The sequence below is a fragment of the Campylobacter sp. RM9328 genome (assembly GCF_012978615.1).
In genome coordinates, this window is the sequence record NZ_LIWF01000001.1 from 152,106 (window position 1) to 167,367 (window position 15,262).

Here is a 15,262-nt window from a genome sequence, read left to right on the forward strand (position 1 = left end):
AACCCTTTTTAGTTAAAATTCATGAATTTTAAGGAGCATAATAATGAGTAAAAAGAAGCGTGTATTGGTAAAATTTTCAGGCGAGGCATTAGCCGGAGAAAACGGCTTTGGCATTGATAGCAGTATACTAAAATTTATTGCAGGCGAGATAAAAGAGCTCGTAGAAAACAACATTGAAGTCGGCATAGTGATCGGCGGAGGAAATATCATACGCGGAGTAAGCGCAGCAAAAGATGGTATCATTAGACGAACAAGCGGTGATCATATGGGTATGCTTGCAACCGTCATAAACTCTATCGCCATGCGTGAAGCACTTGAAAGGGGCGGGCTTGACGTTCGCGTTCAAAGCGCCATCAAAATGGAAGCGATCTGCGAAACATTTATCGTAGGAAGAGCCCAACGTCATCTTGAAAAAGGCAGAGTTGTTATCTTTGCCGCAGGAACAGGAAATCCTTTCTTTACAACCGATACTGCAGCTACGCTTCGTGCTATCGAGATAGGATCTGATGTTATCATAAAAGCAACAAAGGTAGATGGAGTTTATGACAAAGATCCTAATAAATTTAGCGATGCAAAACTACTTAAAGCCCTAACTTATGAACAGGCTATGAGTGACGATATAAAAGTTATGGATGATACGGCAATAGCCTTGGCAAAAGATAATTCACTGCCGATTTTAGTATGCAATATGTTTAAAAAAGGCAATCTTTTAAAGATCATAAACGAAGACGAAAACGCACTATACTCAATTGTCAAATAAATAAATTAAAAGGATAAAAATGAGAACAGAACAAGTAACCGCAAGAGCACTAAAGCAAACCGGAGATGACCGCTATAAACTATCACTTATCGTAGCTAAACGCGCCGAGGCACTAGCAAACGGTGCACCTGCGCTTGTTGATACGGATGTGAGCAAGATGAAATTTGCCGACATAGCACTGCTTGAAGTTGCAGAAGGAAAAATCGGTTTAGAGGCTATTGTTGAAGAATAGTATATTCATAGAAGAGCTCATAGACGAGATAGTAGCGTGCAAAAACGTCTCTGACGCTACGGCTTTGTTGTTTTCGCTATACGAACGAAGTGAACTGATAGAAAAAGGCGTAGAGCGTTGCATTATCTCACATGTTGGACAATACAGAAAAAGCGGTGAGCCTTACGCCATCCACCCAATACTTGTTGCTTGCATAGTAGCATATATGGGCGGAGATGAAAGCATGATAGCAGCCGCTCTTTTACATGATGTAGTAGAAGACACAAGTGCTACGCTTGAGGATGTAAGAAGTGAATTTAGCGATGAAGTAGCAAAGCTAGTAGAGGGGCTTACAAAAATAGTTGCGATCAGAGAGGACAAGCTTGTAAGCTCGGACAGCAACGAAAAACTTGCAAATTCAGCTCTTACTTTTAGAAGAATGCTTCTTATATCGATAGAGGATGTTCGCGTTTTAGTCGTTAAACTTTGCGATAGAACGCACAACATGCTAACCCTTGAGGCACTTGCCCCTGAAAAGCAAAGAAGGATAGCCGAAGAGACGCTAATGGTTTATGCGCCTATCGCTCACAGACTTGGAATTTCTTCTATCAAAAATATACTTGAGGATCTTAGCTTTAAATACATACTTCCTCAAGAATTTCAAAAAATTCATGACTATCTTGACGAACACAAGCAACAACTTGCACTTAAACTAAATTCTTTTCATGAAAAAGTAAGTCAATTTCTACTTCAAAACGGTTTTAGCGAAGGTTCATTTGAGATACAAAAACGTATCAAACATTACTACTCGATATATCTAAAAATGCAAAGAAAAGGCATTTCGATAGAAGAGGTTCTTGACCTACTTGCCATTCGTATCATAGTCAAGGAGCCACTTGATTGCTATCTTGCGCTTGGAAATTTACATATAAATTTCAATCCGCTCATCTCGCGTTTTAAAGACTATATAGCACTTCCAAAGCAAAACGGCTACCAAACTATACACACAACGATATTTGACGCAAAAAGTATTTTTGAAGTTCAAATAAGAACTTACGACATGCATAATACCGCCGAATACGGCGTAGCAGCCCACTGGAAATACAAAAATGGTGGCACTATGCTAAATCCAAAGCTTGACTGGCTAAATGATATAGGCATGCAAAATGAAGCCGAAAACAATCCAGAAGAGCTTTACGAATACGCAAAAGACAGCCTTTATATCGAAGATATCGCGGTATATTCGCCAAAAGGGACGGTATTTACGCTTCCTAGAGGCGCTACGGCTCTTGATTATGCCTATGAGGTGCACACAGAGGTTGGACTTTACGCAAAAGAGGCCTTTATAAACCGCATAAAAGTTCCGCTTCTAACCGAACTTAAAAACGGAGATATCGTTCGTATCGTAACAGGAGACGAAGCCAAATACCGCTGCTCATGGATAAGTAGCGTAAAAACAGGCAAAGCAAGAGCAACGATACGTTCATTTTGCAAACAAAAGATAAAAGACATAAATAACAAAATAGCGATCGATATACTAAAATCAGCCTTTGATGTGCCAAAAGAAAAAATTTTAGATTGGCTAGAGCAAGAAAAATCAACCAAAAAGATATTTAAAGCCGCAACCGACTCGATCTATCTACAAGAAGTAGCAAATGCACTTAAAAAATATGTCAAAAAAGAGAGACCGTTTTTATTAAGTCTTGGCGACAAATACCAAATCAAAAAGCAAAAATTTGAAAATATCGTGATATATTCAAACCACAAAATTTCAAATGTAGAATTTGACTACTGCTGTAATCCAAAACGCGGCGATAATATCATCGGCTTTAAATCCGGTCACAATGTCATCGTTCATCACAAGCTTTGCGAACGAGCCGCTAAGATGCTAGAAAAAGATGAAGAAGTTATCTTTGTAAAGTGGACCAGAAATGCTCCACATAGGTATAAAATTTTGCTTAATCTTGAAAACCGCAAAGGAGCTTTGGCTGAATTTTTAACATATCTTGCACGACTTGACGTAAATTTGGCTACAATCACATTAAACGAATCAAAAGACGTGACAGGCGAAGTGTTTGTTCTAAGCATAGAAATAGCAGAAAACATAGATGCCAATATGATAAGAGATAAGCTTAAAGAGCGTTTTAAGATCATTGATTTTATCTCGACAAACGACCCGTATCATAATTAAATTTAAGTAAGGAGAACGAGTGATTGATTTAAATAAAATAATGCAAGAGATCAAAAAAGGCGTTGCCGAAATGATCGATGAAGAAAGAGTGCTTAATCTTATAAAAAATTTCTACGAAAATGGCGAGAATTTCTACGTAAAAGCAGGATTTGACCCAACAGCACCCGACTTGCACTTAGGGCACTCGGTTGTTTTAAACAAAATGGCACTACTTCAACAACACGGAGCCATTATACAATTTCTAATAGGTGATTTTACTGGACAGATTGGTGATCCTACCGGCAAATCTGCAACTCGCAAGAAGCTTGACCGAGAAACGGTTTTAAAAAATGCCAAAACATATGAAGAGCAAGTTTTTAAAATTTTAGACCCAAGCAAAACCAAGATAATGTTTAACTCTACTTGGTGTAACGAACTTGGAGCGGCAGGTGTTATCGAACTAACTAGCACATTTCCTGTAGCTCGTATGATAGAGCGCGATGACTTTGAAAAAAGACTAAAAGCAGGAACCCCGATAAGCATTAGCGAATTTATGTATCCGCTACTTCAAGGATACGACAGTGTTGCTATGAAATGCGACATCGAAATGGGAGGAACGGATCAGAAATTTAACCTCTTAATGGGACGAACTTTGCAACGTGTTTATAATATCGGTAAAGAGCAAGCAGTTATCATGATGCCTCTTCTTGAAGGTCTTGACGGTGTTAATAAAATGAGTAAAAGCTTAGGCAACTACATCGGTGTAACCGATAATGCAAATGATATGTTCGCTAAGACGCTAAGCATATCAGACGAGCTTATGTGGCGCTGGTATGAGCTTTTAAGTCAAAAAAGCGTTGATGAGATCGCAGCTCTTAAAGAGGCTGTCAAAAACGGCTCTTACCATCCTAAAAAAGCAAAAGAGGACTTGGCTTTTGAGATAACAGCTCGCTATCATGATGAAGAAACGGCCCAAAAAGCACGTGATGAGTTTAATAACGTTCATGCCTCAGGCGAACTTCCAAGCGATATAAAAGAATTTAGCATGAATGAACCGGCTTGGATAGTAGAGGCATTAACACACTGTGGACTTACTCCTACAAATTCTCAAGCAAGGCGCGATATAGCGGCAAATGCCGTAAGTATCGATCAAAATAAAATAAAAGACGAACAGCTTAAACTAAACAAAGGCGAATACGTCTTACAAGTTGGCAAGAAAAAATTTGCCAGATTAAAGGTTATATGATGGACTTAAAACCGGTTAAAATAGGCCAATACGAGCTTAAAATTCCTATCATTCAAGGTGGCATGGGTCTTGGTATAAGCTGGGACAGGCTTGCTTCTGCAGTTAGCATGGAGGGTGGACTTGGAGTTATTAGCTCCGTTGGAACAGGTCACTATGAAAATCGCAGCCACATAAGCAAAGAACTAAATTTAAAACCTCTTGGAAGTGAAAATTTCTACTCTGCAGCAGGATTAAAAGCCATAATAGACAACGCTCGCAAAGTATGCGGCGATATACCACTTGGCGTAAATATCATGTATGCAGCAAACGACTACGCAAGAGTAGTAAAAGACGCATGTGAAGCGGGTTTTAACATAATCATATCCGGCGCGGGACTACCTACAAATTTACCTGAATTTACACAAGAATTTAAGCATATTGCGCTCGTTCCCATCGTAAGTTCAGCCAAAGCACTCAAAATAATCTGCAAGCGCTGGACACAAAGATACAACCGCTTGCCAGATGCCGTTGTTCTTGAGGGGCCTTTAAGCGGAGGACACCAAGGCTTTACATATGAGCAATGCGTAGACCCCGAGTATCAACTTGAAAAGCTAATCCCGCAAGTAAAAGAAGAGATAAAGCAATGGGGCGACTTTCCGCTCTTTGCGGCAGGAGGAATTTGGGATAAAAACGATATCGAAAAAGCTATCTCTCTTGGTGCGGACGGTGTTCAAATGGGAACTCGTTTTATCGGAACTCACGAGTGCGATGCCAGTGATAACTTTAAGCAAATGTTGCTTGATGCAAAACAAGAGGATATAGAGCTTATAAAAAGCCCTGTCGGCTACCCTGCAAGAGGTATTAAGACAAATTTATTTTCACTAATCGAGAAAAAAATAGCACCCAAAATTCAGTGCATAAGCAACTGCGTAGCGCCTTGTGGACACGGCAAAGAAGCAAAAATGGTAGGATACTGTATCGCCGATAGACTTTATGATGCTTATGCCGGAGTTAAAGAAACAGGTCTGTTTTTTACAGGCACAAACGGATATAGACTAAACGAGATAATAAGCGTGAAAGAGCTGATCAAAAAGCTAACACAAGGCGAAAATGCATAAATTTTTAGCCCTGTTTTTGTTTTTAGCAATAGCACTTTTTGGTGCTAATGAGAGCCAAGTGTTTGCAAATTTCGACAAGAGCTTTGCAAATGCTACGGCTACACAAAAAGCAACAATGCACGAAAATATTAAGCGAATTTATGTCCAAGCCATCATAAAAAACGATATAAATTTAAAAAAAGAGAGCTTGGAGCGACTTATAACTAGTGCAAAAGCACTAAAATTAGACTCAAAGTCATATGTAACCGATCTAAACAAATTAAGGGGCATAAAAACAACAACCCAAACCACAAAAAGAGAAACTCCACAGCAACAATCCGCAAAACCTCTTTACATGCTAAGCGCAAGCAAGGTGGATGATACATTGGTTTTAAAATTTAACCAGTCGCTTGATGATATAAAACTTAAAAATTTCTCCTTAAACCAAAAAGGGGCATATAGAAATGTCATCGACATAGAGGCGATTTTAAACGGAAAAAGTTTAAATTATAAAAATTTCATAGTCGATAGTATCCGCATAGCGCAATTTGATAAAAAAACAGTTCGCATAGTATTTAGCGACTCTTCACAAAAAACAATAAAAGCGGACGTAAAAGACAATACCTTAATCATCACTACGGATAATTTCATATCAAAAGAAAACGTAAAAAACGTAAAAACCAACACCAAAATACAAGCTCAAACACAGAGTAAAGCTATACCGCAAACACCGGCAACAAAGAAAAATAAAATAATAGTCATCGATCCCGGTCATGGCGGAACAGACCCTGGAGCGGTAAACGGCAGTTTAAAAGAAAAAGTTGCCGTCTTAGCAGTCTCTCAAAAACTTGGCGAATACCTTCAAAAAAGTGGTTATACGGTGTATTTTACAAGAAATAACGACAAATTTATCAACCTAAGAACAAGAACAAAATTTGCAAATGACAAAAACGCAGATTTATTTTTATCCATACATGCAAATGCCGCACCAAACGCACAAAAAGCAAAAACGATGCACGGCATAGAGACATTTTTCCTCTCTCCCGCAAGATCTGAACGAAGCAAAAATGCTGCCGCTCTTGAAAACAAATCAGATATCGAAGAGATGAATTATTTCTCCCAGCAAACATTTTTAAATTTCTTAAACCGCGAAAAAATCATCGCTTCAAACAAACTAGGCATAGACATGCAACGTGAAATTTTATCGCAGGCAAGACGTGTTTATAAAGCTACGGACGGCGGAGTAAGAGAAGCTCCGTTTTGGGTGCTCGTAGGAGCATTAATGCCTGCTGTGCTAATAGAAATCGGTTATATCACACACCCAACAGAAGGCAAGATGTTATATGATAGTGCATATCAAAACGCACTTGCAAAAGGTATAGCAAACGGCGTTGAGAGCTATTTTGCTAAAAACAGATGAAAACGGCAATTATAAATTTCAAAGACAAGATCGCCTTTAACGAAGAATTTAACGATATTTACTTTAACACTAGCGATCCTCTAGGCGAAAGTAAATACGTTTTTGCAAGCGCTATAGATGAAATTTTTGAAGATCAAAACAGTTTCATCGTGGCAGAGCTTGGCTTTGGGGCAGGCTTAAATTTCTTAACGCTTTGCAATAAATTTAAAAATACAGACAAAAAGCTTCACTTTGTTAGTATTGAAATGACCCCCATTTCACCAAACGATCTACAAGAAATTTATAAAAAGCTTAACGCCTTTAAGCTTTTGAGTAAAAAACTAATTAGTCTATATCCTCCTATCATTAGTGGTATACACAGGATAGAATTTAGCCCAAATATCACTCTTGATCTGTGCTTTGGCGAAGCAAAAGAAATTTTACCGGAACTTGACTTTGAGGCTGATGTTTGGTTTATGGATGGCTTTGCTCCAAGTAAAAATAGTTCAATGTGGGACGAAGAAATTTTTAAAGAGGTCGCTCGTTTAAGTAAGATAGAGGCAGTTATAAAGACATATTCGTGTGCAAAAATCGTACGCGAAAATTTTATAAAATCAGGCTTTGAACTAACTTTACTAAAAGGATACGGCAAAAAACGACAGATGAGTCATGCGGTATTAAAGCATAAAACACAAAGCAGCGTAAATCCATGGTTTCAAAGAGCAAAAACTACAAATTTAAGTAAAAATTCACACGCCATTATTGTAGGCGCGGGCATAGCAGGTCTTGCAACCGCTTATGAACTAAGTAAAAACGGCATACGGGTAACCTTAATGGAAAAAGAAAATTCAGTTGCCACAAACGGTTCCGGTAATATCTCCGGAGCGCTAATTCCGTTAATCACAAAGCCTGAAGTAAATTTAGGTCGAATGCATCTTAACGCATTTTTACAAGCGGTAAGATTTTATAAAAACACTCTAAGCAAACAAGAGATAAATTTTACAGGCTGTATCGAATACGCCTATGACGAACTTTTAAAAAGACGTTATGAGAGCAGGTTTAGCGATGACTCAAAAGGTATTTTTGACTATGACGAAAGCGCAAAGCCATATCCTGCACTGCTCATAAAAGACGGAGCGCATGTTTGCCCCATAAAAGCCTGTAAAAAACTAGCCAAAGAGTTTGAAGTCTTACTCTCGCACAAATACCTAAGCCATAAACACCTAAAAAACGGCAAAATAAGCATAAAATTTAAACACGATAAAAAGACAAAAAGCATAAAAGCCGACTTTTTGATCTTTGCGGCAGGAAGCGAAAGCACGGAAATTTTTGGCGACAAAGATATCACTATAAGTTCAGTTAGAGGACAGGTTACACATATAGAAAAAATTTTAAATAACACCATGCCTCTAAGTGCACTTGGCTATATCTGTCCTGCTAAAAACAACATACAAATAATCGGCGCAACATATGCCAGAGGTGATATTGACCCCAATCCAAGAGCAGATGATGACAACGAAAATTTAAACAAACTAAGCGATTTTATAGATATTAAAAATACCAGGATTATCTCGCAAAAAGTAGGATTTCGAAGCTATAGCGCGGATCGTTTCCCAATTATCGGCGCGCTACATGACGAAGAGTATTATAAAAGCGTTTACAAGGATTTGTTTTGGACAAAGCATAAAGCAAATAACGCCCTACCCAAATACGAACAAAATGTTTTTGTAAATTTTGCCCACGGTTCAAGAGGTCTAGGCACTGCGATACTTGGCGCAAAACTCATAGGAGATCTTGTTTTAAATCGCCCTCTTTGCATAGAAAAAAGTCTATTTAACGACCTTCATCCGGCTAGATTTTTAGTGAGAAAACTAAAACGAGCTAAAATTTAGCTCGCCGTTAAAGTCTGGTTTTCATCCTATCAAATTCGTCTTTTATGACTTGTTCGTTTGGCTCGGCAGTCATTTTATTTATCGCATCTCCCCAGATACTTACAACCACAATAGCAATACTTGAAGCTATGATACCCGGTAAAATTTCATAAACATAAGAATTTAACCCGGAGCTTATCCAAAACAACACCGTTGCACCGCCTGCTATCATCCCAACCAACGCACCAAGCGCGCTCATACGCTTCCAATACAAGCTAAAAAGTAGCACAGGACCAAAACTAGCTCCAAACCCAGCCCATGCGTTACCAACAACATTTAAAACGCTCTCTTTTGAACCAAAAGCTAAAATAGTGGCCACCAAAGCAACTGCCACAACAGCGTATCTACCGATAGCAACCTGCGTCGAAGTTGAAATTTCTTTTTTATAAAAAGCTAGGATAAAGTCCTTTGTCACAGAACTTGAGCTAACCAAAAGTTGGCTTGAAATAGTGCTCATGATAGCGGCTAAAACAGCCGAGATGATAATTCCTAGCAAAAACGGCGAAAACAACTCTTCGCCAAGCTTTAAAAAGACCGTTTCAGGGTCTCCAAGCCCTCCTCTTGTAGAAAAATAAACAAATCCTATAAGTCCGCTCATCATAGCTCCGGCAAGACCTATCGTCATCCAGCCTATGCCGATACGACGAGCCTGGGCAAGCTCTTGCGAATTTCTTATCGCCATAAATCTAACAATGATATGCGGTTGTCCAAAGTAGCCAAACCCCCACGCCATAAGACCCAAAATTCCCCAAAAAGTTTGGTTGGTAAAAGGGTCTAAATGGGCAGTGCTAAGCTTTGAAATTTCCGCCCATAAATTTGTATTTTCCGGTAAATTTAGATTAAAAAAGGCAGTTAACGGGATAGCGACAAGCACAAAAAACATAAGTGTTCCTTGAAAAGCGTCTGTTATGCAAACAGCGCGAAAACCACCAAAAAAAGTATAAAACACAACTATTGCCAAGGTAAATATCGCTCCATAATTAAACGGCAAACCAAAAAAGGCCTCGAAGCTCTTTCCGCCTGCGATTATCCCGCTACTTACATAAAGCGTAAAAAACACAAGGATGATAAGCCCTGATACTATACGTAAAATTTTGGTTCTATCCTTAAAGCGATTTTCTAAAAAATCAGGTATTGTGATGCTATCACTTGCAACCTCTGTATAAACACGAAGACGCTTTGCTAAAAGCAAGTAATTCAGATAAGCTCCTATGATAAGTCCAATCACCATCCAGATATTTGCGATACCAACGGCATAAAGTGCTCCAGGCACGCCAAGAAGCATCCAGCCACTCATATCGCTAGCTCCCGCACTAAGCGCTGTAACTATGGGTCCTAAGTGACGATTATCAAGTAGATACTCTCCCATATTTGCGTTTTTATTATACGAATACCTTCCGACAAAAAGTAAAAATCCAAAATAAAGCGCAATCGCGACATAAGCCCCAATGCCCATGATAGTCCTTTTTAACAAAATATAAAGTTTTTATTTTATTAAAAGTTTTTTTAAAAGCTAATCAAACCCGCTTCAATTGTTGCAAATTTGATAAATTTAAGCAAAAAAATATCAATTTTTTCGTATTATTATAAGCTTATGAATTTGATAAAGGGCGAGTATTGTTTAACGAAAAATTTTTAAAAATTCTCTTTTTTGTTCTTATAGTAACCATAGGCGCTTACTACACATATCCGACAGAAATGAACGAGATACAACAAACGGCATACTTAAAGAGTTATGGCGTAACGCTTGGTCTTGCATTTGGTGGCATACTAATCGGCATTGCGCTTGGGTTTTTCCTAGCGTTTTTAAAATTTTTAAATGTAAAAGTATTAAATTTTATCATCGACGAGTATATTGATATACTTCGCGGAACTCCGATTATTATCCAGCTTCTTATATTTTCAGTAGTTATATTTGCAACTTGGAGTGATAACTTTTATGTAGCCATCATTGCACTAGGACTAAATAGCTCGGCTTATGTAGCAGAGATCGTGCGAAGCGGTATAAACAGCGTAGATCGCGGTCAAATGGAGGCCGCGCGAGCAATGGGACTAAACTACTATGTTTCCATGCGCGAGATAGTTATGCCGCAAGCTACTAAAAATATCCTACCCGCTCTTGCTAATGAATTTATATCTTTATTTAAGGAAACTTCGGTCGTAGGTTATATAAGCGTGGTTGACATAACTATGCAAAGCAAGAGCTTGCAGGCTGTATTTTACAACCCAAAACCGATACTTTTTACAGGACTTGTTTATTATGTTAGTATTAAATTTTTCGCGCTTTTGGTTAGACTACTTGAAAAAAGGCTAAATCGCCATGATTGAGATTAGAAATTTAAACAAAAACTACGGTGATTTGCAAGTTTTAAAAGACATCAACGTTGACATTAAAGAGGGCGAGATAATCGCCATAATAGGTCCAAGCGGTGGAGGTAAAAGCACATTTTTGCGTTGCATAAACCGCCTTGAAGAGCCGTCAAGCGGACATATAAAGATAAAAGGCGAAGATATAACTGACAAAAACACGGATATAAATAAAATTCGCCAAAAAGTAAGCATGGTTTTTCAGCACTTTAATCTTTTTGCAAACAAAAACGTCCTCGAAAATTTAATCCTAGCTCCGATAAAAGCGGAAATTTTAAACAAAGAAGAGGCCATCAAAAAGGCTGACGAACTACTAAAAAGTGTCGGACTAAGCGACAAAAGAGAAGCTTTCCCACACAAACTGTCAGGCGGTCAAAAACAACGCATTGCTATAGCAAGAAGTTTGGCCATGAGTCCTGATGTTATTTTGTTTGACGAGCCGACATCAGCCCTTGACCCAGAGATGATAGGTGAAGTGCTTGATATAATGAAAGACGTTGCAAACAAAGGACTTACGATGCTTGTTGTTACACATGAGATGGGCTTCGCTAAAAACGTAGCAAATAGAATTTTCTTCATGGACGGCGGAAGGATAACGGTTGATGATACGCCTAAAAATGTATTTGAAAATCCACAAAATCCACGCTTAAGAGAATTCTTGGGTAAAGTTTTAAATCACTAAATTTTAAAGGAGATAGATATGAGAAAATTTTTAGCACTTGTTGCTGTTGGGCTTTTGGGTGTATTAAACGCACAAACGTTAAAAGTTGGCATGAGTATGGATTACCCGCCGTTTGAATTTATAAACGATCAAGCTAAACCTAGTGGATTTGACGTAGAGTTAATAGAAGCAATATCTAAAAAAATAGGCGTTGAAGTAACTTTACACAACATCAGCTTTGACGGACTTATCCCTGCATTAAAAGCAGGCAAGATAAATGCCGTAATGTCGGCCATGAGCGCAACTGACGACAGAAGAAAATCGGTTGATTTTACAGACTCTTACTATGCTACAGAGAATTTATTTATCCGCAAAAAAGGCTCTGACATAAACGAAAACAACATAAAAGGTAAAAAAATAGGCGTTCAACTAGGCACTGTTCAAGAGGCTGCAGCAAACATGATAGAGGGTGCTAAAGTGGTTCCTTCTGATAATATCCTAGGCGCTATTATGGGATTAAAAGTAGGCAAAGTAGATATCGTTTTAGTTGATAGTTCTATCGGATATGGTTATTTAAAACAAAATAGCGACTTAGAAGAATTTTTAAAGCTACCTGACGGAAGCGAAGGCTTTTCGATAGCATTTGATAAAGGTAAACAAACAGAAATCATAGGCAAGATAAACAAAGCTCTAGAGGAGCTAAAAGCAGACGGCACTTTTGACGCCATAGCTAAAAAATACGATCTACAATAAGTCTTTAAATTTTAAGGAGAAGTGTGAAAAACATACTTATTATCGCCGGTTCTGATAGTGTAGGAGGAGCCGGCGCTCAAGCCGACATAAAAACTTGCGAAGCCTTTGGTTGTTATAGCGCAACAGCAATGACGGTTTTTGTTTGCGAAAACACTCAGGTTACTTACGATATTTCAGGTATTAGCGCGAATTTTGTTGATTCACAAATTAGAGGCATAACCGAAGAGCTAGAGATAGATGCGATAAAAGTCGGTATGCTTTTTAACAAAGACGTCATACAAGTTGTTAAAAACTGGCTACCTAAATTTAACGTCCCTATCGTAATCGACCCTGTTTGCATCAGTAAATCAAACGTAAAGCTAATCGAAGATGAAGCCATATCTGCACTCAAGGAGTTGCTAAGCTTTGCAACAATTGCTACTCCAAACAGATATGAGGCAAGAGAGCTATTTAACAACGACTTTACAAACATTCCTTGTGATGTTATCGTTAAAAAGCAAGTTGTGGACGACAAAAGCGTTGATACACTATATAGAAAAGATGGCTCAAGCCAAAATTTCGCCACTCCTTTGGCCGATCCGCTAATCATGCACGGAGCCGGTTGCACATTTTCAACCGCCATCGCTTGCTCTTTAACACAAGGCTTAAGCTTGGAGGAGTCTATCGCGAAAGCTAAAAACTATGTCTATCAAGCCATACAAAATGGACTTACAACAAAACTTGGTAAAAATCTTCTAAACCATAAAATAAAAATATGAGTGAAATTTACGCTTTAAGCGACGATGTTTTAACGCCCGATGAAACTATCGTCGCACAAGTGGATGAAATTTTACGATTTGGCGTTAAATACTTTCAATTTCGCTCCAAAAAAGCTGTTAAAAATCAAGCAGTAGCGCGTGAAATTTTATCACTTTGCCAAAAATATAACGCCAAATTTATCGTAAACGATGACATATATTTTGCAAAAAGTATAGGAGCAAATGCCGTTCATTTAGGTAAAGATGACACTGATATAAATAAAGCTCGTGAAATTTTAGGCAAGGACACATTTATCGGGGTTAGCTGCTACAACGATGTAAATTTGGCCATAAAAGCCCAAGAAGACGGAGCTAGCTATGTGGCGTTTGGCTCTGTATTTTCCAGCCAAACCAAACCAAACGCACCGAGAGTTAGCCTAGAAACATTAAAAAAAGCAAAAGAAATTTTAAACATTCCAATTTGTGCGATAGGAGGGATAAATGCTAGTAATATAGATCAAATTTACGACCTAGACATCGACCTAATCGCTGTTGTAACCGCCATATATCGGCCAAATTCTATCACTAAAAATTTAAAAGCCCTATCCCATAATCGCATATAAAGAGCGCTCTTCCGCCCACATATCGCGATACTTTTTGATACTCTCTTTAATGGCATTAATCAAATAATCAACATCCTCAAATGTATGTGTATAGTGTAAACTTACCCTGACCCAGCCAGACTTTTGCGAAGTGGCAACATCGTCTTTCATACCAAGTAGCTCATGACCATAAGGTCCGGCGCATGCACACCCTGCCCTAGTTTGTATGCCATAGTCGTTGCTTAAAAGAGCAGCAAAATCATACGGCGAAATATCTTTAATATTAAACGAAAATATTGGTAGTTTTTTAAGATCTTTCGGGCGATAATTTATCAAGTCTGGAATTCGAGCTATGCCTTGCTCAAAATACTCTCCAAGCTCGTTTTCATTTTCACAGATATTATCAAACCCTATCTCGCCTCTTAATTCATACGCAAATCTAGCTCTAACAAGCTGAGTAATGGGAGGTGTTCCACCTTGCTCTAGCTGTTCTGTATCTTTAACAAACATATGCGATCTTCTACTAACGTAACTTACGGTGCCTCCGCCGGCAAAAGTCGGCTCCTCATCGGTTGCTAGCTCTTTTTTGATAGCAAGTAGTCCACAGCTTCCAACTCCTCCAAGGAGTTTATGCGGAGAGAGAAAAAGAGCATCAAAGTAGTTGCAATCAACATTTGCATATGCACTAAAACTCGCTGCATCTAACGCCAAAATACCACCATAACGCCTTACAAGCTCATATACTTTCTTATAATCACTAATAACGCCAGTTACGTTTGAGGCTACGCTAAAGCTAGCTATGATCTCTCTTTTTGAGTTTAGTTGTAAAATTTGCTCTAAATTCGTAAAGTCTATGCCGCCCTCTTTGCTAAGCCCCACTCTTACAACATCACACATAGCCTCTCTAAAACTTACTTCATTTGAGTGGTGTTCATAAGGTCCGATGATAACAAGCGGGGAGTTTGACGTAGGTTTTATGTGGTATCTTTTTCTGGTTTTTGGAGGTATATAAAGCCCTGTTAGCTCTTGAAATTTTTTAATAGCTGCCGTAGAGCCGTATCCGCAAGGAAGCAGATAAAAGCTATCATCAAGCCCTAGCAATTGTTTAAGTTTTTTTCTTGATTCTTCATATAAATTTTGAGTCGCAACCGCGCTTGAAGAACTATCCGAGTGTGTATTTGCATAGCTTTTAAGCATCTGTCTTATGCGGTCTTCTATACTTTCATAAGCTAGTCCTGAAGCCGTATAGTCAAAATAATAAATTCCATCTTGTAAGATAATATTTCTTCTAATATGCTCTAAATTTATCAAAAAACAACCCTTTTATTTTAAGTGAAGATTATAGCCGT

Annotated in this window: 14 protein-coding genes; 12 read left to right on the top strand and 2 right to left on the bottom strand. The window is 38.4% G+C overall.

Features of this window, described 5'->3' with window-relative positions:
* Positions 1–43: 43 nt before the first annotated feature.
* Genes pyrH through mnmC form a run of 7 tightly spaced genes read left to right on the top strand, consistent with a single transcriptional unit; the run spans position 44 to position 8,754 of the window.
* Complete coding sequence (gene pyrH, locus CCAL9328_RS00870) at positions 44–760, top strand: UMP kinase (RefSeq protein WP_169972048.1); 717 nt, start codon at positions 44–46, stop codon at positions 758–760.
* Between the two features lie 19 nt (positions 761–779).
* A complete protein-coding gene (locus CCAL9328_RS00875) occupies positions 780–992 on the top strand; it encodes a DNA-directed RNA polymerase subunit omega (protein ID WP_169936307.1) in 213 nt (70 codons plus the stop codon).
* The gene (locus CCAL9328_RS00880; protein ID WP_169936306.1) at positions 979–3,162 is read left to right on the top strand and encodes a RelA/SpoT family protein; all 2,184 of its coding nucleotides are present in this window, start codon (positions 979–981) and stop codon (positions 3,160–3,162) included. The genes CCAL9328_RS00875 and CCAL9328_RS00880 overlap by 14 nt, the downstream gene beginning before the upstream one ends.
* 22 nt (positions 3,163–3,184) lie before the next feature.
* Positions 3,185–4,387 (top strand): tyrosine--tRNA ligase, encoded by a 1,203-nt coding sequence (tyrS, locus tag CCAL9328_RS00885; RefSeq protein WP_236860501.1) that lies wholly within the window; start codon positions 3,185–3,187, stop codon positions 4,385–4,387.
* Positions 4,387–5,484: a nitronate monooxygenase gene (locus CCAL9328_RS00890; protein ID WP_169999769.1), complete on the top strand. Its 1,098-nt coding sequence runs from the start codon at positions 4,387–4,389 to the stop codon at positions 5,482–5,484. The genes tyrS and CCAL9328_RS00890 overlap by 1 nt, the downstream gene beginning before the upstream one ends.
* Entirely contained in the window at positions 5,477–6,883 is a 1,407-nt protein-coding gene (locus CCAL9328_RS00895; RefSeq protein ID WP_169999771.1) for an N-acetylmuramoyl-L-alanine amidase, read from the top strand. The genes CCAL9328_RS00890 and CCAL9328_RS00895 overlap by 8 nt, the downstream gene beginning before the upstream one ends.
* Positions 6,880–8,754 carry a bifunctional tRNA (5-methylaminomethyl-2-thiouridine)(34)-methyltransferase MnmC2/FAD-dependent 5-carboxymethylaminomethyl-2-thiouridine(34) oxidoreductase MnmC1 gene (gene mnmC, locus CCAL9328_RS00900; RefSeq protein ID WP_169999772.1) on the top strand — a complete coding sequence of 625 codons (1,875 nt, stop codon included), beginning with the start codon at positions 6,880–6,882 and terminating at the stop codon, positions 8,752–8,754. Before CCAL9328_RS00895 ends, mnmC begins: the two co-directional genes overlap by 4 nt.
* 7 nt (positions 8,755–8,761) lie before the next feature.
* Here the strand turns inward: mnmC and putP are convergent, their stop codons facing one another.
* A complete protein-coding gene (gene putP / locus CCAL9328_RS00905; protein WP_169999774.1) occupies positions 8,762–10,249 on the bottom strand; it encodes a sodium/proline symporter PutP in 1,488 nt (495 codons plus the stop codon).
* A gap of 161 nt (positions 10,250–10,410) precedes the next feature.
* Between putP and CCAL9328_RS00910 the strand changes: the two genes are divergently transcribed.
* Genes CCAL9328_RS00910 through thiE form a run of 5 tightly spaced genes read left to right on the top strand, consistent with a single transcriptional unit; the run spans position 10,411 to position 13,934 of the window.
* A complete protein-coding gene (locus CCAL9328_RS00910; protein ID WP_169936296.1) occupies positions 10,411–11,121 on the top strand; it encodes an amino acid ABC transporter permease in 711 nt (236 codons plus the stop codon).
* Complete coding sequence (locus CCAL9328_RS00915; RefSeq protein ID WP_169936294.1) at positions 11,114–11,842, top strand: amino acid ABC transporter ATP-binding protein; 729 nt, start codon at positions 11,114–11,116, stop codon at positions 11,840–11,842. The genes CCAL9328_RS00910 and CCAL9328_RS00915 overlap by 8 nt, the downstream gene beginning before the upstream one ends.
* Positions 11,843–11,860: 18 nt before the next feature.
* Complete coding sequence (locus tag CCAL9328_RS00920; RefSeq protein WP_169936292.1) at positions 11,861–12,574, top strand: transporter substrate-binding domain-containing protein; 714 nt, start codon at positions 11,861–11,863, stop codon at positions 12,572–12,574.
* Positions 12,575–12,597: 23 nt separating this feature from the next.
* Complete coding sequence (gene thiD, locus CCAL9328_RS00925) at positions 12,598–13,332, top strand: bifunctional hydroxymethylpyrimidine kinase/phosphomethylpyrimidine kinase (protein ID WP_169999777.1); 735 nt, start codon at positions 12,598–12,600, stop codon at positions 13,330–13,332.
* Entirely contained in the window at positions 13,329–13,934 is a 606-nt protein-coding gene (gene thiE, locus CCAL9328_RS00930) for a thiamine phosphate synthase (protein ID WP_169936288.1), read from the top strand. The genes thiD and thiE overlap by 4 nt, the downstream gene beginning before the upstream one ends.
* Here the strand turns inward: thiE and CCAL9328_RS00935 are convergent.
* Positions 13,914–15,224, bottom strand: coding sequence for an aminotransferase class V-fold PLP-dependent enzyme (locus tag CCAL9328_RS00935; RefSeq protein WP_169999779.1), 1,311 nt, complete (start codon positions 15,222–15,224; stop codon positions 13,914–13,916). The two genes, thiE and CCAL9328_RS00935, sit on opposite strands and share 21 nt — an antisense overlap.
* Between the last annotated feature and the right edge of the window lie 38 nt (positions 15,225–15,262).